The organism is Rhodococcus sp. MSC1_016, assembly GCF_023667485.2.
Lineage (GTDB): Bacteria > Actinomycetota > Actinomycetes > Mycobacteriales > Mycobacteriaceae > Rhodococcus_F > Rhodococcus_F oxybenzonivorans.
Genome location: NZ_JAMOZI020000001.1, coordinates 6,478,650 through 6,499,791, shown reverse-complemented (window position 1 = coordinate 6,499,791; position 21,142 = coordinate 6,478,650). Strand labels below are relative to the sequence as shown.

Sequence of the window (21,142 nt, the reverse complement as noted above, 5' to 3'; positions counted from 1 at the left end):
TCAGCACGTCCGTCCGGGAACGGGCACACAGAAGTCCGACGCCAGAAGTGTGCCGCCCTTGATCGCGGCGAGTCCTTCGGGTGTCAGCCATTCGGCGAGCTGAGCGCGCAACGACTGAAGATTGTCGAGGGCGGGGTTCATCGATGTCCGGAACTCGTCGATCACAGCCTTCGCATGGTTCACCGCTTCGAGTACCTCCGTCTTGTGGTCGAGATAGAACGCCTCGAAGGGCTGAATCGTCATCAGAACGTTGCCGAGCAGGCGGTATGCCTCGTTGAAACCGGCGTGCGTGGTGTTGTACGTCGACAGGACCACGTCAATCTGGCGTATCAATTCGAACACCATGTCCCGATCGGCCTCGAAGCTCTGGAGATACTCCGCGGCAAGGTCAGCAATCGTGCGGACCTGTGCACGTTGGTGATCCATCACGCGCGCAATACTGGTCAGTCCCGAGATCATCGAGGCGAGAGATGTCGGGTTCTCCTGCAGGGCCCGAGCGACCTCGTCGAGGTTCGCATCGACGGTGCCACCCACAATGTTGTCGGTCGTGTGCGGCGCGGCCTGGAGCACATCGCCGATCGAATACGGAACGCTGACTTGCTCGACGGGTAGCGCGGCGTCACCGAGCGGTCGATCACCGAGAGGGACGAGGGTGATCGCGTACCCGCCGACCGGGGTGAGCATGCGCACCTCGACTCGGGAGTCGGAGCCGACCGGCACCTCGTCGTCGATCTCCGCTGTCACCAGTACGGACTCCGGTTCGATCGATACGTCCGTGACAGTTCCGACGCCGATGCCGGCTACTCGGACGTCCTGGCCCAGGTCGATCGAGGAGGCGTCGTCAGTGCGGAAGGAGAAGGATTGTTGCCCTGCGGGATGGGCATAAAGTACGGCGGTTGTGGTGAGCGCAACCACAACCAGTAGGACGACGCCTGCGCCGAATGCGACCTCCCGGCCGATCAGCGACCGCGCAGCGTTCATCGCCCGACCCAGGCGTCGGGGATGGCGTGACGTCATGGGTTGCATACGACGACCTCGCTTCCCCTGAGCAGGACCTCGACCTCGGTGGGAAGCTGGGCCACTCCGTTCGTACACCGGAGGCCGTCCGGGCCGGCCACGGCGGCCTGCGGCACCTGCAGTCCGGCGAAGGTGACCGGCAGGAGTCGCAACGCTTCCGCTGTGTCCGGTACCGACGCAAATGCGTCGGAGAGCAATTTCTCGACGTCCAGTCCCGGTTGCAGACCGAGGGCATCGATCAACCGCTTGATCGGTGTCAGGAACTCCGGGCCGAATGCGGCCGTTTTCGGAAACTCTTCGATGACCGTCATCGCCTTCGCAATGGGGAAACTCACCGAACGCAGGAACTCGATGACTTCGGGCGAGCGGCCTCCCATGCTGTCGGAAATTCGTGCGAGGTTGCCAGTGAGGGTCGAGATCACCTGCTCACGGTCGTGGGCGAGTTCGGCGAGCTTCTGCGCGTCCTCGAGCATCGGCGACAATCCATTCCCGTCTCCTTGTAGTAGGGAGATCGCGTTTTCCGTGAACCTGTTGATGTCGTCTGTGCTCATGGTGGACAGCACCGGTTGCAGTCCGTTGAACAACTCGGTGATGTCGTACGAAGGCCGCGTCTTGTCGGCAGGCAGTCGATCGACTACTTCTCCTGGATTGTCGGGAAATTGGGCGTCGATGTAGCGAACACCCGTCAGGTTTTGATACTTCACCGCAAGGATCGTGTCGGAGGTGAGTCGATACTGCTCCTCCATCGTGAAGTGCACTTCCGCGAGACTGCGCCCGCCCTCCCGGATCAGCTCGACCGATTCCACCTTGCCGATTCTCACTCCCTTGGTCCGGATGTCCCCGTGTGCACCCAGTCCGGAGACATCGGTGAATTGAGCTGTATAGCTGCGTGTCTCGCCTGCCACCGGGCTCTTCATCGCACTGATGACGATGATGAACAGCAGGACGGACACCACGGCTGCGACGGCGAGCTTGACGACGGTGACCATGTATCTGGTTCGGCTACTCATCGGCCGGCTCCGCCCACGGACAGCCCCGCGGCATCGGGGTACGCCAACGGCGCCGCCAGTCCCGGCAGGTCGTCCAGGACGATTCGCAGGTTGAGTCGCTGTCCGTCGCCGCTGTCCTCGAACACCGAGTCCAGGCGTCCGAGCGCTTCGCGCAACCGCTCGGGGCGCATCCCACCGCCGTGAAGGTGCGGTATCACGCCGGCGAGTTCTGCGACCACTCCGGTGACAGGTGTCAGTTCGTCACCGTGAGATTTCAGCAGCTGTCCGGCCTGCCCGAAGAGCTGTCCGGCTGCGAGGGTCAGACCGGCGTCGGTTTCGTCCATGAACGGGTCGTCCACCCCGACCGAGCCGTCGGGCCGTCGGTTGTAGGTGCTGTTGTAGATATGGGTGAGCGAATCGATCGCCTGACGATCGAACGCCGGAAACACCTCGAGGATGTCGTTGAAATACCCGAGCAGGTCGCTGGGCAGCGCCCGCTGAGTGTGCGCGATGCGGTCGGCAAGTAGCAGCCCGGCATCGAACATGGGTGTCAGACCGTCGGTATACCGGACAACCTCGTCCATGCCGGCGATTATCGACTCTGTGAGCGTGCCGTCGACGGTCAATGAACCCTTCTCGATCATGGTCGACATCGTGTAATCCCCTGTGGGCGTGCGATCCAGCTCGCGATGCGCCTCCAGGCCGGATCCGCCGGGCATTGCGACCAGATTGACGGCTGTGGAACCGAAGTAGTTCTGCGGCCGGAAGTCGACGTCGAATGCATCGGTCAGTCCGCCGATCTGATCCGGGTCGAGCCGAAGATCCATGCGAACGGAATCGGCGCCCGTGCGTTCGAGGCCGGTGACGACGCCGACCTCGCCGCCGCGCAAGATCACCTTCGTACCGGAGTCGACACCCGGTCCTACGTAGGGGACGTCGATGCTGATCGGCAACCCATCCGGCTCTTCGCTGCCCGGGTGCACCCAGACGGCAGCGATGATCACTGCGCAGGTCGTCGCGACGACCCCCAGCCCCGCTGCGTGCAGCACTCGGGCCTGGCGTCCGGGCACCCCCCTCAGGAAGTCCTGACTCCTCGCTCTATTCATATTCTCATCCTTTGAACACCAGCTCGGGACTCAGACCCCAGATAGCGACAGTCATCAAAAAATTCAGGACGACGATCGCAACGAGACTTGCTCGAATCGCCCGTCCGGACGCCGCACCCACACCTGCCGGCCCGCCACCGGCGAAGTAGCCGTAGTAGCAGTGGATCATGGTGACGACGGCACAGAAGACGACGGCTTTGAGCAGCGAAGCCACGAGGTCGGGGACACTGAGAAACTGACTGAAGTAGTGATCGTAGGTACCCGACGGCTGTCGATGAAAAGTCTTGATAATCAGCCCTCCAGTGATGAAACTGACCACCAGTGCCATCAAATAGCCGGGAATCACGATGAGCATGCTCCCAATCAACCGTGTCCCAACCACGAACGGAATAGCCTGCAAACCCATCGATTCGGTGGCGTCGATCTCCTCGGAGATGCGCATGGAGCCGATCTCCGCAGTCATTCGGCAGCCGGCCTGAGCGGCGAATCCGATTCCCGTGATGATCGGGGCGATGACCCTGACATTTCCGAACGAACCGATGATGCCCGTCAATGCACCGAAACCCAGCAGATCGAAGGCCATGAACGCCTGAATCGCCACCACGGCCCCGACAGCCAACCCCAGAAAGAACATGAGGCTGACCACGCCACCGTCGACGACGAGCGACCCATTCCCCCACGCCATGTTGTTCATGGTGGTCATGGTCTGCTTGCGATAGTGCCTCACTGTTTTGGGCAACAGTGCGACGGTCTTGACGACGAAAACCGTGACCTGCCCGACCTCCTCGATTCCCGAGGTGGCGGCGCGACCCAGCGAGCGAATCGGTTGCAGTAGGACCCCACCGGCGGAACCTGCGCGATGCGTGGAATGTGTGTTCACGTCACGCCAACCGAGCCGGGAAGAACATCATCTGCAGCTGACTGATCACGAGATTCGTCATGAAGATGCAGAAGACACTGAGTACCACCGAGGCATTGACCGCGTTGGCGACTCCTTTCGGACCGCCCTTCGCTTCGAGACCTCTGAGGCTTGCGATCAACACCACGAGCGCTGCGAAGATCACCGACTTGAGCACGGAGAAGGCCAGATCGGTCGGTGTCGCGAAGGAACCGAACGACTGCCAGAAACTGCCGGGCACCACATCGTTGACATTCGCCGAGATCACCAGCCCGGCGGCCACACCCGCCGCGACGATCACGATGCACAGCATCGGTGCGATGGCGATCATCGCGATGAACCGCGGAACGACCAACCGCTGAACCGGGTCGATTCCCATGACCCGGATCGCTTCGATTTCTTCGCGGATCGCGCGTGCACCGAGATCGGAGGCGATAGCCGATGCCGCGGCGCCGCTCATCAGGAGTCCCGCCGCCATCGGCGCCCCCTGCCCCACGACGCCCAGTCCACTTGCGGCGCCTGCCAGCGAATTGGCACCGACCTGGTTCATGATTCCACCGACTTGGACCGATACCTCGGCACCGATCGGCACCGCCATCAGCAGCGCGGGAAGTGCGGTGACCTTGAGGAGCTTCCACATCTGAGTGGTCACCTCCTCGAGGGGCAAGCGCAGCGCGATCGTGTCGGATACGGTGTGTCTCAGAATGTTCGCGGCGAGTTCGGCCGACCGGCCCAGCGTGGCGAGACTTCGAATCGGTGTTTCCTTCAGGTATGTCGCCACCGCTTGGATCGACACACGCGGTCGCCGTCGCTTCTCCGATGCAGTGGGATTTTTCGGCGCTGGGTCCACGAAAATCGGCGCGATTACGCCCGTCACTGTGCAACTCCTCTCTCGTATATCGCTGTTCCATAGTTAAATTGGTCGACGTCGGCCAGATACCCTTCGTCGAGGCCGGATGCTTCGAGGCTTTCTTCGATGGCAATCTGGGCGTTCTCGGGCAGCATGTGCATGATGTGCCGGACGCGTTCCTGCCGGCGGGCCACGGCCTGCCGGAACGGCATCCCCGGCGTCGCCTTCATCTGCGGGACGATGCCCTCGACGTCGTCGACACCACCGGCATGGTGACCGGCGTCGACCATCGCCTGCTCCTGCGCCATCTGCGCCTCGTCCTTCTCCTCCGACATCCCGATCGGACCGATCATCGTGCCGTTGAGGAACTGCTTGACCACCGGCTCCTCACTGGTGAGCAGCACCTCCCGCGGACCGAACATCACCAAATGCCGACGGAACAGCATGCCGATGTTGTCCGGCACCGTCCGGGCGAGGTTGATGTTGTGCGAGACGATCAGAATCGTCGCGTCGATCTCGGCGTTGATGTCGATCAACGTCTGCGAAATATAGGTGGTACGCACCGGATCCAGACCCGAGTCCGGCTCGTCCACGAGGATGATCTGCGGATCGAGCACCAGGGCGCGGGCCAGGCCCGCACGCTTGCGCATACCACCGGAAATCTCACCCGGCAGCTTCTCCTCGGCTCCGAGCAGGCCGACGAGCTCCATCTTCTCCATCACGATCTTGCGGATGTCGGATTCGGACTTCTTCGTGTGCTCCCGCAGCGGGAACGCCACATTGTCGAAGAGGTTCATCGAACCGAACAGAGCGCCGTCCTGGAACAGCACACCGAACAGCTTCCGGATCTCGTAGAGCGCCTTGGACGAGCACTCGAGAATGTTGGTGCCGTCGATCACGATCGAACCCTGCTCCGGGCGGAGCAGACCGATCAACGACTTGAGAAACACCGACTTACCCGTACCGGACGGGCCCAGCAGCGCACTGACCTCACCTGCCGGAAGGGTCAACGTGACGTCCTGCCAGATCCTCTGCGAGCCGAACGACTTGGTCAGTCCCTCAACGGCTACCTCGACACCCACCATTACCTCCGTGTATTCAGGCCTCAACGCCGGATCGGATATTGCAGAGCACTTGCTGCTTCCGGCCAGACCATGCGGCCTGCCTCGCACACGCCAGAATCGCGCGGCGTATCGGCGAAGACTTGATCAAATAATCTCGCGGACAGCATTTTTCATCGCACAGCGGTCGGTCGCGCCGGGTTCACAACTTCACGCTGTGATACAAATTACGTTCCGCGTCATACGTTATACGCCTACTGACCGTCGAGGCAAGAGCGAGAACGCGAATAGTGAAATACGCGCTTGAATAGGCGATTTCACTCACTCGAGCTTCCGCCGGCTAGCATTTCTTTGCGGAGCGCGGCTATGGGCATTAGATTTATGAGGTGAAACGGTCTCCGCACGAACAGCGAAGCCGTGCCCCCTTCGGGGACACGGCTTCAACTTCGGAACAGACGGACCTAAGCCAGGTTCGGGAACCGGGGATTACGGCAGGAAGGCGGGGAGGACGAATCTCCGCATCATCTGCCGGTGGGACGGATCGCTCGGGTCCGAATTGTCGAGCCTCGGCGCCAACATCAGCTGCACGAGAGTGATCCATGAGCATGCCTCATCCGTGTCGATCTCCGCTCTCATCTCGCCGCTCTCTTTGGCCTGGTCGAAGATCGGGCCCCACAGTTCCGTGGTCAGACTTGTGGCGAGCGGGATGGTCTCGAGCCACGAGTCACCGCCGACGTGCTCCGGGCTGACGAGAATGCGCACAATCGGATCGTTGATGCCGTCGTAGACCAGGTAGATGAGGCCTTCGATCAGCCGATCTTCGAACGTCGCACACTCCATCAGGAATTTCCGGCCACGCTCGAGTGTCTGACGCGAACGCCACCTGATCAACTCGGTGGTGAGTGTCTCGCGGTCCTGGAAATACCGGTAGACGGTCGGGCGGGATACCCCCGCCTCCTTGGCGATGTCTTCCATCGTGGTCTTCGAGATCCCGAAACGAAGAATCATCGCCTGGGCGGCTACGAGTATCTGAGATCGTGCGACATCGGCGTCCTGACTCAGCACCCCGGCGCTCTTCCTTCTTGCCATCCTCGCTCCAGACACCGTCATTTCCGACCCGGCCACCCCGAGCAGCCGCGATACAAATGACAATACACGTCAGATGTTCCATGGCCGGTGCCGACTGCGCCTGTTCATTACACCAAAGGAGTGGGCAGTTGTCCGTAGGCCGTCGTGACCACGGACAACTGCCTCTGTCGCCTCAGGAACAAGGGGTGAAGGTGATCGGGAGCCGGATGCAACCGCGAACCTGGGTCGCATGCAGGATCGGCGGGTCCTCCGGAACGAGACGGTAGTCGGGCAGCCTCCTGTGGATCTCCTCCATGGCCAACTTGAGCTCGATTCGTGCCAGGTGCGACCCGATGCACCGGTGCGGCCCGGCACCGAAGGACAGGTGCCGATTCGGTGAGCGGTCGATCTTCAGCTCGTCCGGGTTCTCGAACTCGTCGCCGTCACGGTTCGCCGAGCAGAGCAGCACGATGAGCTGGTCCCCCTCCGCGATCGTGACTCCGCCGATCTCGACGTCGCGAGTTGCCCGCCTGCCGGCGATGACCGCGGCTTCGATTCTCAGGATCTCTTCGACCGCGCCCGGGATCGTGTCGGGATCGTCCACGATTTCCTGGCGCTGGCCCGGATTGTTCGCCAGGTGGATGATGCCCCAGGCGAGTGACCCCTGGACGGTGTGCAGACCCGCGATGAGTAGGAGGAAGAACATGCGGTACAGCTCTTCGTCGGTGAGTAGCCGTACCCCGTCCTCCATCTCGATCGGGGTGTTGATGATCTGTGCGGTTAGGCTGTCCGAGGTGATCTCACCCGAACGCACGCCGGCCACGATGGCACCGAAGTATCCGAAAATTTGATTGGCCGCGTCCTCCCGGGCCTTCGCGGATTCTGCTTCCGTTCCACCGGGAATGCCCTGCAAGGCAACGTCTGTCGTTGTGGTGAACATCTCAGCGTCCTCGAGCGGCCAGCCCATGAGGGCGAGGAAAACCCGAGTCGGTAATTCATGGGCGAACTCCGAGATGAACTCGGCCTCCCCGCGTGCCGCGAAGTCGTCGATGAGCTCATTGATGACGTCTCGGATCCGTGGCTCGAGTTCTTTCATCCGCTTGGGACTGAACAGCGGTTGCAGTGCCTGCCGGTAGTACGTGTGCTCCGGCGGGTCGAGCTCGATCGGAATGAACTTTCCCTGGCCCGCGTTCACCAGGTTGTTCGGGTAGCTCGAGAAGGTTTCGGGATCACGCAGGATCAGATGGATTTCCTCGTAGCGTGTCACGATCCAGTGCCCACCGTGCGCATTCGAGTACACGACCGGGCCGAGTGCCCTCAGCGCGGCGGCGCGTTCCTGGAACACATCCTCGGGCATGGCCAAGGACTGGTCGTAGACATCGAAGTCCACGATGAGCTGTTCGGGTAAATGGGTTGTGGTCACTGCTTCTCAGCCTTTCGAAGTCGGGAATTCGACACTCAGCGCGCGTTCGGGGCACATCTCGACGAGGGCACCCAGTTGGTCTCGTAGCTCCTGTGGAACCGGTTCGGCAACGACGACGGGATAACCTTGGTCGTCACTGTCGACTATGTCGGGCGCCGCTCCGTAGCAGAGGCCGTGGCCCGCACAGGCGGATCGGTCGACTTTCAACGACGGTGCACTCTTCTGCGCATCAATAGTCATGGTCGGACGCTCCATCAGGCATCGGAGAGAGTCGGATTCGGGGCGTCCTCTTCGAACATCATTGCCACCCGGGACAGGGTTCCGCCGTCAGTCGCGGGCAGCGTCAGACCCGAAATGTAGGCGGAGTCGTCCGAGACGAGGAAGAGTGCGACCTTCGCGTTGTCGACGAGTGAGGGCGGACGCTGGAGCTTGAGAGGAATCGGCGAGACACCGGAATCCCACGGCCCTGCGGTCTCTTCGTAGGACTGACCGATCACCGGAGCCCCTGGGCCCATGAGGAAGTTCGGAGACATCCCGTGTGTGGGGGCGAGGGCATTGACACGAATTCCGTAGCGTCCGAGATCAAGACTGAGCCCGCGAACCAAGCCGTTTACACCGGCTTTCGTCGCCGAATACATGGCAATACTGTGATATGCGGCGAATGAAGCAGCCGACGACGTTGCCAGGATCGTGCCTCCGCCATTGGCTCGCATCGCCGGCACCGCCGCCTTGCAGGAGTACACGACGCCACTGAGGTTGACTCCGAGAACATGCTGCCAGTCGGCATCCGTGAGGTCCTGGAACTCGACGTGCTCACCCCCCGCCACCGACGGGACACCCCCACGGGAGATCACTCCGGCGTTGGCCCACATGATGTCGAGCTTGCCGAAGCGATCGACAGTCGTCTCGACACTGCGATAGACCGCGGCCTCGTCGCTCACATCCGCGGTGATGGCGATCGCGGTTCCGCCCTGCTGCTCAACCAATTTCGCCGTCTGCTCGGCCCGATCGCCGTCGATGTCGACGACCGCAACCTTCGCTCCTTCCGAGGCGAACAGCTGCGCTCCCTGGCGTCCGAGGCCGGATCCTCCTCCGGTGATGACGGCGACTTTGTCCTGAAGCTTCATGTGAACTCCTCTGTGATGGTTCGTCAGGATGCCGGAGACTCGCAGTGAGGCACATCGTCCGGCGACGTCGGGAGACGAGACTGTTCCGACCCTCGACGGCGGGCTGTCGCCGGTCGAGAGGATCGAGTGCGGGCTGCATCCCCGATCCGGGTAAACCTTATATCGTTAGGCTGTGAGACGTCAATCACTTTTCTTCGGCGGTGGCAGGTCTGGATCAGTGGAAACCGTTGTGTCCAAGGTGATTACACAGACGAGCTATCCGGGTCGAGGCGGACTGCCTCGACCCGGTTCCGCCCCAGCGCGTCGACCGGACACGTTACTCAGGTGACCAACGTGAGCCCCTATCGCCTGAAAACCGGATCGGTGGGAACGCGCACTGTGTTTAACAGTGATACAAATTACGTTAGATGTCAGCGTTGCTATGTGTCAAGCCTCACACCGGCTCGGACTTTCCGCATCCATAGGCGATCGCTAAGTGTCCGTGCGGTCACGCGTCTTTGTCACCGGCTCGGCGGGGTGGTCGACTGGCGGGACGTGGTACCGGGCGTCGGGTCCCCCAGTCTTCGAGGAGAGCATTTGTGAGTGGGCTGCATCTTCCCCAGCGCGTCCGGCATCATGCCACTGAACGCCCCGACGCGCCGGCGGTGACGTGGGGAAACACCACCCTCACGTACGCGGAGTTCGACCGGCGGACGACTCGGATCGCGGCAGCGCTGTCGTCGTTGGCATCCGGTACCGGTGCACGTGTCGGGGCGTTGCTGCGGATGCGGCTCGAGGGTGCGGAGTGCTTCGTCGCAGCCGCCAAGTCCGGGCTCGTGTTCGTGCCGCTGAACTGGCGCCTGCCCGCCGCCGAGGCTGCGGCGATCGCCGTCGACGCGGCGCTCGAGGTTCTGATCGTCGAGGCCGAGTTCGCGAAGACGGCCGAAGCAATACGCGAAGCGCTCCCCGGTCTGGTCGTCGTACTCGTCGACGACCTGTCGGAGGGAATCCTGCCGGGAGTGTGGACGTGGGATCGGCTCGCCGCTTCGGGCAGCGACACCGACCCGGGGCTGGGCGACGATCCGGACGCGGAGTTGCTTCAGCTGTATACGTCGGGCACCACCGGCGCACCGAAAAGTGTGGTCGCGACGCACCGCAATCTCCACAACGAGCCCGAGGCGCTGCGGATCTACCGGTGGCGCACCGACTCGGTGGCCCTCGACGCCCTGCCGTTGTTCCACATCGCCGGGGCCGGGTGGCTGAGCACCAGCCTGTCCGCGGGAGTGCACGTGGTTCTCCTCGGCGCCTTCGACGCGGGCCACGTCGCCGAACTCGTCGAACGGCACCGCATCACCCATGCGTTCCTGGTTCCCTCGGCGATCCAGATGCTGCTGGACCTGCCGGGCCTCGGCGAGCGCGACCTGTCCAGTCTCCAACTGATCGCGTACGGTTCGGCGCCGATCACTCCCACCCTGTTGCGCCGCGCCCTCGACCGGTTCGGCTGCGCCTTCGTGCAGCGGTACGGGATGACGGAGACGACGGGATCGGTCACGGCACTCACCGCCGAGGACCACGATCCGGCCGGTGATCGCGCCTACCTGCTGCGTTCCGCCGGCACGCCGATGCCGGGTGTCGAGCTGGCCATCCGGGACATCGCCACCGGCGCCGATCTCCCTGCCGGGGTGTCCGGCGAAATCGTGTGCCGTTCCCGCAACAACGTCGCCGGGTATTGGCACCGACCGGACGAGACAGCGCGACTCTTCACTTCCGACGGTTTCTTGCGCACCGGCGACATCGGGCATCTCGACGCCGACGGATATCTGTTCGTCACCGACCGGGTGAAAGACATGATCATCACCGGGGGTGAGAACGTGTATCCGATCGAGGTCGAGTCGGTGCTGGCCGAGCATCCCGCGGTGGCGGAGGTCGCCGTGATCGGTGTGCCCGACCGGACGTGGGGTGAAGCCGTCACCGCCGTGATCCGGGTGGCCGAGGGCGCGGACCCGACCGTCGCCGAACTTCTCGCCTTCAGCGCCGGGCGGCTCGCGTCGTACAAGAAACCGCGGCACATTCGATTCGTGACCTCGCTTCCCCGCAACGCCGGCGGCAAGGTCCTCAAGCGCGCGTTACGCGAAAACCTCAGTGCGGCGGAGGGGGTGCCATCGTGATCGTCACCGAAGAGGTCGGCACCGTTCAGCGCGAGGCCTGGGCCCGCGGGGTGCTGCCACCGGTCGAGAGCGTGCGCCCGGGTTTGTGGTCGATTCCGGTGCCGATGCCCCGAAACCCGTTGCGCTACGTGCTGATCTACGCACTGGCACTCCCCGACGGACTCGCGCTGATCGACGTCGGCTGGGACTCCGAGGAGTCATGGCTGGCTCTCTGCGACGGTATCGCACAGACGGGGCACCACGTCACCGACGTCCGGTATGCCGCCGTCACCCATCTGCACCCCGATCACTTCGGTCTCGCACCGCGGCTGCGGGAGGTGAGCGGCGCCGCCCTCGCGATGCACGCTGCGGACGCCACACTGCTCGGCCACCGCACCCCGGACGACGAGACCGCCGACGAACGGACGTGGGAAATACAGCTCGACCGGCTCGGTGCACCTGCCGGGGTCCGCGCCGCCGCCCGTGTCGATCTGGTCCGATTCGGCCCCGGCGAGTACATCGACGTGGTGCTCGACGACGGGGCTCCGCTGAACCTGCCCGGCTGGGATCTGCGGGCGGTCTGGACACCGGGCCACACTCCGGGCCATCTGACCTTCGTGGACGAACGCCACGGACTGCTGTTCAGCGGCGACCACATGCTGCCCCGCATCAGCCCCAACATCTCCACAATCCCCGGCGAGCTGGACAACCCGTTGCACCGTTACCTGCTCTCGCTGCACGCCACCACCACCATGCCGGACGGACTGGTGCTCCCCGCCCACGAGTACCGCTTCCGCGGCATCGCCGACCGGGCGCAGCAGCTGATGAGTCACCACGAGGAGCGGTTCGCGGAAATCGTCGCCGCCCTCCGCGACCGCCCCGAGTCGACGGCGTGGGAGATCTCGACGAACGTGTCGTGGTCGCGCCCGTTCGATTCCATGTCCGACCGTCTCCTGCGTCTCGCGGTTCGCGAAACGCATGCCCACCTGCTGGTACTCGCCGACCGCGGACACATCCGCTCGCTCGGCGGCCATCCGGAACGCTGGACACTTCCCATCACCCCGACACCGTAGAAGGACACCCATGAACGTGGTTCTCACCGATTTCGCCGACGGCGTCGCCGTCATCACCCTCAACCGCCCGGAAGCGAAGAACGCCGTCGACCTCGAGGTCGCCAAGGCCCTCGCCGCCGCCGTCGACGAGTTCGAAGCGCGCCCCGACCTCACCATCGCCATTCTCACCGGCGCCGGCGGGACATTCTGCGCCGGAATGGATCTCAAGGCCTTCTCCCGCGGCGAACGCCCGTCATTGCCCGGGCGGGGCTTCGGCGGGCTCACCGAGGCCCCACCGACGAAGCCACTGATCGCCGCCGTGGAGGGTTGGGCTCTGGCCGGCGGGTGTGAGCTGGCGTTGACGGCCGACATCATCGTCGCGGCGAGGGACGCCAAGTTCGGAATTCCCGAGGTGAAGCGCGGATTGGCTGCAGCCGCAGGCGGTTTGCTGCGGCTACCCAAGGTGCTGCCCTACCCGATCGCCATGGAGATGGCGATCACCGGCGACCCGCTCACAGCGGAAACGGCCCACGCGCACGGCCTCGTCAACCACCTCACCGAACCCGGCGAGGCACTTTCCACGGCACGCGCGCTGGCCGCGCGCGTCGCCGCCAACGGTCCCCTCGCGGTCCGGGCCACCAAGCAGGTAGTCGCGATGGCTGCCCGATACACCGACCCCGACGCGTTCGCCGCGCAGCGGCAGTACCTCGACCCGGTGTTCGCATCCGAGGATGCGCAGGAAGGTGCGCGGGCGTTCGCCGAGAAGCGCTCACCCGTGTGGTCCGGCCGATGAGCGGGGACACGGTAGCGGTGACCCGCGACGGCGCTGTGGCCACCGTGACCCTGAATCGGCCCGACCGCATGAACGCGCTGACCCTGGACGCGTTCGTCGAGTTCGGAAGCGCTCTGCGTGTGCTCGAAGCGGAGCGTGACATCCGCGCGGTCATCGTCACCGGTGCCGGCGGCAACTTCTGCACGGGCGCCGACGTCGAACGACGGACCGGACAGCATCCTCTCGACCGGATGCGGACGATCAATTCTGTCGCCGCGACCCTTGCCGAGTTTCCGAAGCCGGTGATCGCCCAGGTGGAGGGTTACGCCGTGGGTGCCGGGTGGAATCTCGCCCTGCTCTGCGACCTCGTGGTGGCCTCCACGACGGCGAAGTTCAGTCAGATCTTCGCGAAACGGGGACTGTCGGTCGACTTCGGCGGGTCGTGGGTGCTTCCCCGGCTCGTGGGGCTACACCAAGCCAAGCGCCTGGTCATGCTCGCCGAGATGGTCGATGCCGCCGAGGCCCACGCTCTCGGACTGGTATCGGTGCTCGCCGAACCTTCCGAGCTGAGGACGGTGACGCAGGACCTCGCACGCCGGCTCGCCGCCGGCCCGCCCGTCGCGGTGACCCAATCGGCCCGGCTCCTCGAACAGGGGTCGTCCTCGTCGCTGCGCGAGGCGCTGGAGAACGAGGCGCGAGCACAAGCCGTCAACTTCGCGACCGATGCACCGGACGCCTTCCAGGCGTTCGCCCTGAAACGCCCTCCCGCGTTCACCGGCGAATGGGTGGTGCCGGGCGCGACCACGGCTTCCGTACGATGACCGGGTGGACCTGCATCTCGTCACCTATTTCGTCGCGGTAGTCGATCACGGCGGAATCACCAGGGCGGCGCAGTCCCTGTACATCTCTCAGCCGTCGCTGTCGCAGGCCATTCGCACTCTCGAACGTCGCCTCGGGGTAACCCTGTTCGATCGCACGGGCCGACGGCTCGAGCTGACCGAGGCGGGCCGGACACTGGACGTGGCGGCGCGGCGCATTCTCACCGATGTCGAACGGGCGAAGGCGAAGGTGGCCGCGGTCCGTGAACTCGAATCCGGCCGGGTCGACGTGGTCACGTACTCGGCGTTCTCGATCGACCCGATCGTCGGACTGGTCCGCCGATTCCGCCGGCAGTATCCGCGGATCACGGTCCGCATCATCGACAGCGACGGCCCTACCGGCGTCCTCGGGGCGTTGCGACGCGGTGAGGCGGAGCTCGGGGTGATCGACCTGTCCGTGGATCACAGTGCTCTGCTGTCGGTCCCGATCGGCGAGCAGGAGCTGGTGCTTGCCGTGCCCGACCAGCTGGCAGCCGCCCTTCCCGACCCCGTACCCCGCTCTGCCCTGCGCCAGGTCCCGTTGATTCAGGACCTGGGTGACAAGAGTGACGCGGCGCTGATCTTCGAACTTCTCGGGGAGAACACGGACAACGTCGTCGTCGACTGCTCGCATCCGAGCGCCACCTGGGACCTGGTCCAGCGCGGGGCGGGCGCGACCGTCCTTCCCCGGGTCGTCGCCGAACAGGAACTGCGGGGTGTGACGATCCGGTCGTTGTCACCGCGGTTGACCCGCCCCGTCGGCCTGGTACAGCGCTCCGGACCGAGTTCGCCGGCGGCCGCAGCGTTCGTCGCGAGCGCACACGACACGTCGACAAGGGGCTGAGCACATGGAGTTACGTCAGGTCGAGTACTTCCTCGCCGTCGTCGAGCACGAGGGCATAGGCGGTGCCGCCGCATCGCTGGGCGTCGCCCAGCCGACCATCTCCCAGGCGTTGCGGGGTCTCGAGCGGGAACTGGGCGTGCAACTGTTCCATCGCATCGGCCGGGGCATGGTTCTCAGTGCCGCCGGACGAAGCATGGTGGGCCCGAGCCGCCAGATCCTGCGCGACGTCACCGCCGTCGAGGATCTGCTGGCCACCGCCGACGGAGAACTCGCCGGCCGCCTCGACGTGATGGCGTTTCCCGCCCTGGTCCTCGGCCCGCTCGTCGACCTGGTCGCCGAATTCCGACGGGCCTACCCGAAAGTGACGGTGCGGTTCGGTGAGCTGAAATCCGAAGCACAGGCCGCCTCCCTGATCGAGGACGGGCACTGCGAGTTCGTCGTCGCACATCTGCCCCTCGACGAAGACGGCCTCGACGTGGTGGAGCTGGGTGAGCAGGAGTACTGGCTCGTGTATCCCGCCGACACCGAGGTCCCGGACGGACCGGTCCCGCTGTCCGCACTTCCCAAAGTGCCCATGGTGTTCGTGCCTCGCGGTCACTCCCTCGCCGACGAAATCGAAGAAGCGATTCGTCACGCAGGGGCACGGCCGCCCCTGGCCGTGTTGTCCGATCACCGGGAGGCGCGGCTTCCTTTGGTACTGGCGGGAATCGGCGGCACCCTGGTGGAGAGGTCGATCGCGGAGTCGGCCCGCGACCGCGCGATCGTGCGCGAAGTGGAACCGAGATTCGCCCGGAGATTCGGGATCGCCTTCGATCCGGAAACGCTATCGCCCGTGGGACGCGCGTTCGTCGAACTCATCCGCGCGCGTGCCACAGGCCCACAGGGCGATTAGCCTTCTACGCCACTCGTTCGAACACTGCGGCCAGGCCCTGCCCACCACCGATGCACATCGTCTCGAGCCCGTACCGCGCGTCACGGCGATCGAGCTCCCGGGCCAGGCTCGCCAGCATCCGTACACCCGTGGCACCGACAGGATGACCGAGGGAGATTCCGGAACCGTGGACATTGGTGCGATCCAGATCCGCTGCGCGGAAATCCCATTCGCGCATCACGGCCAGCGCTTGCGCCGCGAACGCCTCGTTGAGTTCGATCAGGTCGATGTCGGAGAGGGTGAGCCCGGCCTTGCGCAGCGCGACCTCGGTGGCCGGGACCGGACCGATGCCCATGATTTTCGGTGCGACACCGGCCGCGCCCCAGGACACCATGCGCACGAGCGGACGCAGACCGAGCCGTTCCGCGGTCTGCGTCGTGGTGACGAGACACATTGCTGCAGCGTCATTCTGCCCGCTGGCGTTGCCGGCGGTCACAGTGGATTCCGGATCGGTCTTGCCCAGAATCGGTTTCAGGGCAGCCAGCGATTCGAGTGAGATGTCGGGACGAGGATGCTCGTCGGTGTCGATCACCTGCTCACCGGCCCGGCTGCGCACGGTCACCGGCACAATCTCTTCGGCGAGGATGCCGTTCTTCTGCGCCGTGACGGCTCTGGTGTGCGAAGACACCGCGAGCTCATCCTGCTCGGTGCGTGAAATCCCGTATTCGCGCCGGAGGTTTTCCGCCGTCTCGATCATTCCCCCGGGTACCGGGTAGAAGCGGCCGCCCGCGGTGGACCGGGCGCGCACGAGGCTGTCGTGCATCTGAACACCGGATCGTGCTCCGCCCCACCGCATATCGGTGGAATAGAAGGAGGCGTTGCTCATCGACTCGGTGCCCCCGGCTACCACGAGGTCGTTGTCACCGGCCGCCACTTGCATAGCCGCCTGGATGACGGCCTGCAGACCGGATCCGCACCTGCGGTCGATGTGCATGCCGGGCACGGTGATCGGCAGCCCCGCATCCAGGGCTACCACACGGCCGATGGCAGGCGCCTCACTGTTCGCGTTGCAGTGGCCGAGGATGACGTCCTCGATGTCGGACGGCTCGACGCCTGTGCGTTCGAGCAGCCCCTTCAGAGCCGCGACACCGAGATCGACGGCGGTGAGGGACTGGAACATGCCGCCGTACCGTCCGATGGGAGTGCGGACGGGTTCGCAGATGACGACTTCACGCATGATGGCCTTTCGGGGAAACGTCGGGAGGGTTCGGTGCGCGTCACATGAAGCGTCCACCGGTGACTTCGAGGACCGTGCCGGTCATGTACGACGAAAGGTCGGAGGCGAGGAACAAGGCAACGTTCGCCACCTCGCCGGCCTCGCCCGCACGCCCCATCGGGATTTCGCTCATCTTCTGGTCCCACGCCTTCTGCGGCATGGCCTCGGTCATGGCCGACCTGATGAGTCCCGGCGCGATCGCATTGACCCGGACACCGTGATGGGCCAGCTCCTTGGCCGCAGCTTTGCTGAGCCCGACGATGCCCGCCTTGGCCGCCGAGTAGTTCGTCTGCCCCACCATGCCGACCTTGCCGGACAGTGAGGAGATGTTGACGATGGCGCCGCGCTTGGCCTCCCGCATGATGGCGGCCGCCTTGCGCGTCCCGTTCCAGGTGCCCTTCAGGTGCACGTCGATGACCAGGTCGAAGTCGTTTTCGGTCATGGTGCGCATGGTCGCGTCGCGGGTGATCCCGGCGTTGTTGACCATCACGTCGAGCGAGCCGAAGCGTTGGACGGCTGCGCCCAGCATCTCGTCGACCTGCTCGGCGTGCACCACGTTGCACCGGACGGCGTGGGCGACGTCCGCGCCACCGAGCTTGTCGGCCGCTGCCGTGGCGGCGTCGAGGTCGAGGTCACCGATCACCACGCGGGCGCCGGCCTCGACGAAGGTCCGGGCAATTTCGAAGCCGATACCCTGGGCGCCTCCGGTGACGACGGCGGTGCGGTTGGCGAGCAGTTCCATGGAAGTCCTTTCGACATGACGAGTGCCCTCCCGCCACTCGGGGGTTCCGGCACCAGCCGAATATATCGGCGCAGAACCCTCCTGAACGGGTCGGAATCATCGGGATCTCCTATGGCGGCGTGGTCCGATTCGTATTGGACATGCGGCGACTACCATCCGACAGTGACTTCATGACAAGTTTGCAGGCCGGTGATTCCATGACCACATCTCAGGTCGGCGACGACGATTTTCAGGACATCCTCGCCCAGACGCGCAGTTTCGTTCGCTCCGCTGTGGTTCCCCGCGAGCAGGAGATCATGGATGCCGACGCGATCCCCGAGGACATCCGCGAGGCCGGCAAAGCGATGGGGCTGTTCGGATACGCGATCCCGCAGGAGTGGGGCGGACTCGGCTTGGACCTGACGCAGGATGTGGAATTGGCGATGGAGTTCGGTTACACGTCGCTGTCCCTGCGCTCCATGTTCGGTACCAACAACGGCATCGCCGGGCAGGTGCTGGTGGCGTTCGGCACGGACGAGCAGAAAGAGACGTGGCTCGAGCGCATCGCGTCGGGCGAGGTGGTGGCGTCGTTCGCGCTCACCGAACCGGGCGCGGGCTCGGACCCCGCGGGACTGCGCACCAAGGCGACGCGGACCGGCGGCGGCTGGATAATCAACGGCGAGAAGCGGTTCATCACTAATGCACCACTCGCGGACCTGTTCGTCGTGTTCGCCCGCACCCGCCCCGCAGACGCGGACGGCACCGGCATCGCGGTGTTCCTCGTTCCCGCCGACGCCGACGGAGTGCAGGTAGGCGCGAAGGACCGCAAGATGGGCCAGGAAGGCGCCTGGACCGCGGACGTGCATTTCACCGATGTGCGCGTGCCTGATTCCGCTCTCGTCGGGGGAAGCGAGGACGTCGGCTACCGTGCCGCGATGACGTCGCTGGCGCGCGGCCGGGTGCACATCGCCGCGCTGTCGGTGGGTGCGGCCCAGCGCGCACTCGACGAGTCGGTGGCGTACGCCGCCACCGCTACTCAGGGCGGCAGCGCGATCGGTGACTTTCAGCTGGTGCAGGCCATGATCGCCGATCAGCAGACCGGTGTGATGGCGGGGCGGGCACTCGTCCGGGACGCCGCCCGGGCGTGGGTGTCCGGTGAGGACCGGCGCATCGCGCCGTCGGTCGCCAAGCTTTTCTGCACGGAAATGGTGGGTAAGGTCGCCGACCTGGCGGTGCAGATCCACGGTGGCACCGGGTACATGCGGGACGTCCCCGTCGAACGCATCTACCGTGACGTCCGTCTCCTGCGCCTCTACGAGGGCACCAGCGAGATCCAGCGGCTCATCATCGGGCGAGGCCTGGTCAAGCGCGCGCAACGCTGAAGGAAACAACCGGCCCCCACCGCCGAGAGCGGGTGGGGGCCGGTTGCTTTCGTGGTCCTCTAGGTGGCTGCGACCTCGAGCATCTTCCGCAGAGTCGTTTTGAGGATCTTTCCCGCCGCCGACGTCGGCAACTGTTCGACCACCACCACGTCACGCACCTTCTTGTACGGCAGCACCCGCTCGGCTACGAACGCCGACACGGCATCCGGATCGACCGTCGCCCCCGGCATCGGGACGACGAACGCCACCGGTTCCTGACCGACGCTGCCGGCCTCTCTGCCGACGACGGCAGCGGAGGAGACGTCCGGGTGCGAGACCAAAATCTCCTCGAGCTCACGCGGATACACGTTGTAGCCCTTGTAGATCAGCATGTCCTTGGTGCGGTCGCAGATGAACAGGTAACCGTCCTCGTCGACGTACGCGATGTCACCGGTATCGAGCCAGCCGTCGACGTATTGCTGAGCGGTGATCTCGGGCTGATTCAGGTAACCGTCGGTGACCTGCGGGCCGCGGACCCACAGCTTGCCGCGGGTGTGGGCGTCGAGTACGGCCCCGGAATCGTCGGCTGCACGGATCTGCACTTCGGTGTCGAACACCGGCAGACCCACACTCCCGAGCTTGTATGCGTCGGCTCCGGTCAGCGGCGCGGACGCGACGAGACAGGTGCCTTCGGTCAACCCGTACCCTTCGACCACTGTCGCCGAGGGGAAAGCGCGGCCGAGCGCCTCGAGTGTGACGTGGTCGATCGGGGCCGCACCGGAGGAGACGACGCGCACCGAATCGGTGTTCCGGGTCGCCGCGTCTGGATGAGTGGCGACCGCATGCCACATTGCCGGGCTTCCCGTGATGTAGGTGGCACGGTGCTTCTCGATCAGTTCCAGCATCCTGCCGGGTTCGAAACGGCCGGCGAACACCTGAGTCGCCCCGCAGAGCAGCAGGAACGACATGTTGATCAGGGCGTGGGCATGGAACAGCGGTGACACGACGACCGTCGCCCCGACCCCGGGTTCGACACCGCGGTCCCCCAGTTCCGGGAGGGGTCGCAACTCGATCCCACCGTCAGCGGTGGCGAGCACCGCGTGTCCCGCTCGCCAGGCGACCATCTGGATCACGTTGGCGAGGACGTTGCGGTGCAGTATGCGAACACCTTTCGACAGGCCGGTGGTGCCGCCCGTGTAGGCGAGGTGGGCCACGTCGTCTCCGGTCACCTTCGAAGGGAACGGTGCGGCCGCGTACCCGCGGACGAACTCGTCGAATCCGAACTGTCCGCGACCTCGCCCGGCGGGCAGTCCCGCCACCACGATCGTGCGGACGGTGGTGCCGTCGGCAGCCGCGGTGAGGTTGTCCAGTTGCCCGGGCTGGGTCACGGCCGCGACCGCACCCGTGTCCACAATCTGTGTGCGGAGTCCCGGCACGGGTTGCAGCGGGTTGACCAGGGTGACGGTTGCGCCGGCTCGCAGGGCGCCGTAGTACGCGACCACGAACTCGATGCAGTTGCCGAGGTGCAGGAGCACCACGTCACGTTCGGTCACACCCGCGTCCCGCAGCGCGGACGCGAATGCACCCGACCGCTGGTCGAGCTCACGGTAGGTACACACCGTGTCGCCGTCGACCACCGCGGCCCGGTCTCCGTACAGGGCCGCCATGCTGGGCGGAAAGGCCGCCATGGTCAGATCCGGGTAGTGCAGTACCGGCTTGTTCA

20 protein-coding genes are annotated in these 21,142 nt (G+C 64.9%); 7 read left to right on the top strand and 13 right to left on the bottom strand.

Annotation, left to right across the window (positions count from 1 at the left end; translation table 11 throughout):
* From L1080_RS30450 to L1080_RS30405, 10 genes are all read right to left on the bottom strand, one after another.
* On the bottom strand, positions 1–1,017 hold the full coding sequence (locus L1080_RS30450; RefSeq protein WP_308202130.1) for an MlaD family protein: 1,017 nt from the start codon (positions 1,015–1,017) through the stop codon (positions 1–3).
* On the bottom strand, positions 1,014–2,027 hold the full coding sequence (locus L1080_RS30445; RefSeq protein WP_250770026.1) for an MlaD family protein: 1,014 nt from the start codon (positions 2,025–2,027) through the stop codon (positions 1,014–1,016). Before L1080_RS30445 ends, L1080_RS30450 begins: the two co-directional genes overlap by 4 nt.
* Entirely contained in the window at positions 2,024–3,112 is a 1,089-nt protein-coding gene (locus tag L1080_RS30440; RefSeq protein WP_250770029.1) for an MlaD family protein, read from the bottom strand. Before L1080_RS30440 ends, L1080_RS30445 begins: the two co-directional genes overlap by 4 nt.
* 4 nt (positions 3,113–3,116) lie before the next feature.
* Entirely contained in the window at positions 3,117–3,944 is an 828-nt protein-coding gene (locus L1080_RS30435; protein WP_250770151.1) for an MlaE family ABC transporter permease, read from the bottom strand.
* Positions 3,945–3,993: 49 nt separating this feature from the next.
* Positions 3,994–4,806 (bottom strand): ABC transporter permease, encoded by an 813-nt coding sequence (locus L1080_RS30430; RefSeq protein WP_250770155.1) that lies wholly within the window; start codon positions 4,804–4,806, stop codon positions 3,994–3,996.
* Between the two features lie 77 nt (positions 4,807–4,883).
* Positions 4,884–5,945 carry an ABC transporter ATP-binding protein gene (locus L1080_RS30425; protein WP_284707771.1) on the bottom strand — a complete coding sequence of 354 codons (1,062 nt, stop codon included), beginning with the start codon at positions 5,943–5,945 and terminating at the stop codon, positions 4,884–4,886.
* A 462-nt stretch (positions 5,946–6,407) separates the two neighbouring features.
* A complete protein-coding gene (locus L1080_RS30420; RefSeq protein WP_250770034.1) occupies positions 6,408–7,010 on the bottom strand; it encodes a TetR/AcrR family transcriptional regulator in 603 nt (200 codons plus the stop codon).
* 172 nt (positions 7,011–7,182) lie between these two features.
* Positions 7,183–8,412, bottom strand: coding sequence for a cytochrome P450 (locus L1080_RS30415; RefSeq protein WP_250770037.1), 1,230 nt, complete (start codon positions 8,410–8,412; stop codon positions 7,183–7,185).
* A 6-nt stretch (positions 8,413–8,418) separates the two neighbouring features.
* Positions 8,419–8,652 (bottom strand): ferredoxin, encoded by a 234-nt coding sequence (locus tag L1080_RS30410; protein ID WP_250770040.1) that lies wholly within the window; start codon positions 8,650–8,652, stop codon positions 8,419–8,421.
* Positions 8,653–8,666: 14 nt separating this feature from the next.
* A complete protein-coding gene (locus L1080_RS30405; protein WP_159923764.1) occupies positions 8,667–9,539 on the bottom strand; it encodes an SDR family NAD(P)-dependent oxidoreductase in 873 nt (290 codons plus the stop codon).
* 578 nt (positions 9,540–10,117) lie between these two features.
* On the opposite strand from L1080_RS30405, the gene L1080_RS30400 reads away from it, so the two are divergent.
* Genes L1080_RS30400 through L1080_RS30375 form a run of 6 tightly spaced genes read left to right on the top strand, consistent with a single transcriptional unit; the run spans position 10,118 to position 16,082 of the window.
* Positions 10,118–11,686 carry a long-chain-fatty-acid--CoA ligase gene (locus L1080_RS30400; protein ID WP_250770043.1) on the top strand — a complete coding sequence of 523 codons (1,569 nt, stop codon included), beginning with the start codon at positions 10,118–10,120 and terminating at the stop codon, positions 11,684–11,686.
* Positions 11,683–12,738: an MBL fold metallo-hydrolase gene (locus L1080_RS30395; protein ID WP_250770046.1), complete on the top strand. Its 1,056-nt coding sequence runs from the start codon at positions 11,683–11,685 to the stop codon at positions 12,736–12,738. The genes L1080_RS30400 and L1080_RS30395 overlap by 4 nt, the downstream gene beginning before the upstream one ends.
* 10 nt (positions 12,739–12,748) lie before the next feature.
* Entirely contained in the window at positions 12,749–13,510 is a 762-nt protein-coding gene (locus tag L1080_RS30390) for a crotonase/enoyl-CoA hydratase family protein (protein ID WP_250770049.1), read from the top strand.
* A complete protein-coding gene (locus L1080_RS30385; RefSeq protein ID WP_250770052.1) occupies positions 13,507–14,310 on the top strand; it encodes an enoyl-CoA hydratase/isomerase family protein in 804 nt (267 codons plus the stop codon). The genes L1080_RS30390 and L1080_RS30385 overlap by 4 nt, the downstream gene beginning before the upstream one ends.
* Before the next feature lie 4 nt (positions 14,311–14,314).
* Positions 14,315–15,190 carry a LysR family transcriptional regulator gene (locus L1080_RS30380; protein WP_250770055.1) on the top strand — a complete coding sequence of 292 codons (876 nt, stop codon included), beginning with the start codon at positions 14,315–14,317 and terminating at the stop codon, positions 15,188–15,190.
* Between the two features lie 4 nt (positions 15,191–15,194).
* Positions 15,195–16,082 carry a LysR family transcriptional regulator gene (locus L1080_RS30375; RefSeq protein WP_250770058.1) on the top strand — a complete coding sequence of 296 codons (888 nt, stop codon included), beginning with the start codon at positions 15,195–15,197 and terminating at the stop codon, positions 16,080–16,082.
* Between the two features lie 4 nt (positions 16,083–16,086).
* Here the strand turns inward: L1080_RS30375 and L1080_RS30370 are convergent, their stop codons facing one another.
* Both L1080_RS30370 and fabG read right to left on the bottom strand, forming a co-directional pair.
* Positions 16,087–17,298 (bottom strand): acetyl-CoA C-acetyltransferase, encoded by a 1,212-nt coding sequence (locus L1080_RS30370; RefSeq protein ID WP_250770061.1) that lies wholly within the window; start codon positions 17,296–17,298, stop codon positions 16,087–16,089.
* Positions 17,299–17,338: 40 nt separating this feature from the next.
* On the bottom strand, positions 17,339–18,079 hold the full coding sequence (gene fabG / locus L1080_RS30365; RefSeq protein WP_208960314.1) for a 3-oxoacyl-ACP reductase FabG: 741 nt from the start codon (positions 18,077–18,079) through the stop codon (positions 17,339–17,341).
* 197 nt (positions 18,080–18,276) lie between these two features.
* Between fabG and L1080_RS30360 the strand changes: the two genes are divergently transcribed.
* Positions 18,277–19,440: an acyl-CoA dehydrogenase family protein gene (locus tag L1080_RS30360; protein ID WP_250770158.1), complete on the top strand. Its 1,164-nt coding sequence runs from the start codon at positions 18,277–18,279 to the stop codon at positions 19,438–19,440.
* Between the two features lie 59 nt (positions 19,441–19,499).
* On the opposite strand, the gene L1080_RS30355 is transcribed toward L1080_RS30360, so the two are convergent.
* Entirely contained in the window at positions 19,500–21,107 is a 1,608-nt protein-coding gene (locus L1080_RS30355) for a class I adenylate-forming enzyme family protein (RefSeq protein WP_250770161.1), read from the bottom strand.
* Positions 21,108–21,142 lie beyond the last annotated feature (35 nt).

What these genes read in the sequence shown, in the direction of transcription:
- L1080_RS30420 (WP_250770034.1), bottom strand. Translation starts at nt 7,010, where the DNA reads ATGGCAAGAAGGAAGAGCGCCGGGGTGCTGAGTCAGGACGCCGATGTC.
- L1080_RS30445 (WP_250770026.1), bottom strand. Translation starts at nt 2,027, where the DNA reads ATGAGTAGCCGAACCAGATACATGGTCACCGTCGTCAAGCTCGCCGTC.
- L1080_RS30440 (WP_250770029.1), bottom strand. Translation starts at nt 3,112, where the DNA reads ATGAATAGAGCGAGGAGTCAGGACTTCCTGAGGGGGGTGCCCGGACGC.
- L1080_RS30410 (WP_250770040.1), bottom strand. Translation starts at nt 8,652, where the DNA reads ATGACTATTGATGCGCAGAAGAGTGCACCGTCGTTGAAAGTCGACCGA.
- L1080_RS30385 (WP_250770052.1), top strand. Translation starts at nt 13,507, where the DNA reads ATGAGCGGGGACACGGTAGCGGTGACCCGCGACGGCGCTGTGGCCACC.
- L1080_RS30390 (WP_250770049.1), top strand. Translation starts at nt 12,749, where the DNA reads ATGAACGTGGTTCTCACCGATTTCGCCGACGGCGTCGCCGTCATCACC.
- L1080_RS30375 (WP_250770058.1), top strand. Translation starts at nt 15,195, where the DNA reads ATGGAGTTACGTCAGGTCGAGTACTTCCTCGCCGTCGTCGAGCACGAG.
- L1080_RS30450 (WP_308202130.1), bottom strand. Translation starts at nt 1,017, where the DNA reads ATGACGTCACGCCATCCCCGACGCCTGGGTCGGGCGATGAACGCTGCG.
- L1080_RS30370 (WP_250770061.1), bottom strand. Translation starts at nt 17,298, where the DNA reads ATGCGTGAAGTCGTCATCTGCGAACCCGTCCGCACTCCCATCGGACGG.
- L1080_RS30425 (WP_284707771.1), bottom strand. Translation starts at nt 5,945, where the DNA reads ATGGTGGGTGTCGAGGTAGCCGTTGAGGGACTGACCAAGTCGTTCGGC.
- L1080_RS30360 (WP_250770158.1), top strand. Translation starts at nt 18,277, where the DNA reads ATGACCACATCTCAGGTCGGCGACGACGATTTTCAGGACATCCTCGCC.
- L1080_RS30405 (WP_159923764.1), bottom strand. Translation starts at nt 9,539, where the DNA reads ATGAAGCTTCAGGACAAAGTCGCCGTCATCACCGGAGGAGGATCCGGC.
- L1080_RS30355 (WP_250770161.1), bottom strand. Translation starts at nt 21,107, where the DNA reads ATGGCGGCCTTTCCGCCCAGCATGGCGGCCCTGTACGGAGACCGGGCC.
- fabG (WP_208960314.1), bottom strand. Translation starts at nt 18,079, where the DNA reads ATGGAACTGCTCGCCAACCGCACCGCCGTCGTCACCGGAGGCGCCCAG.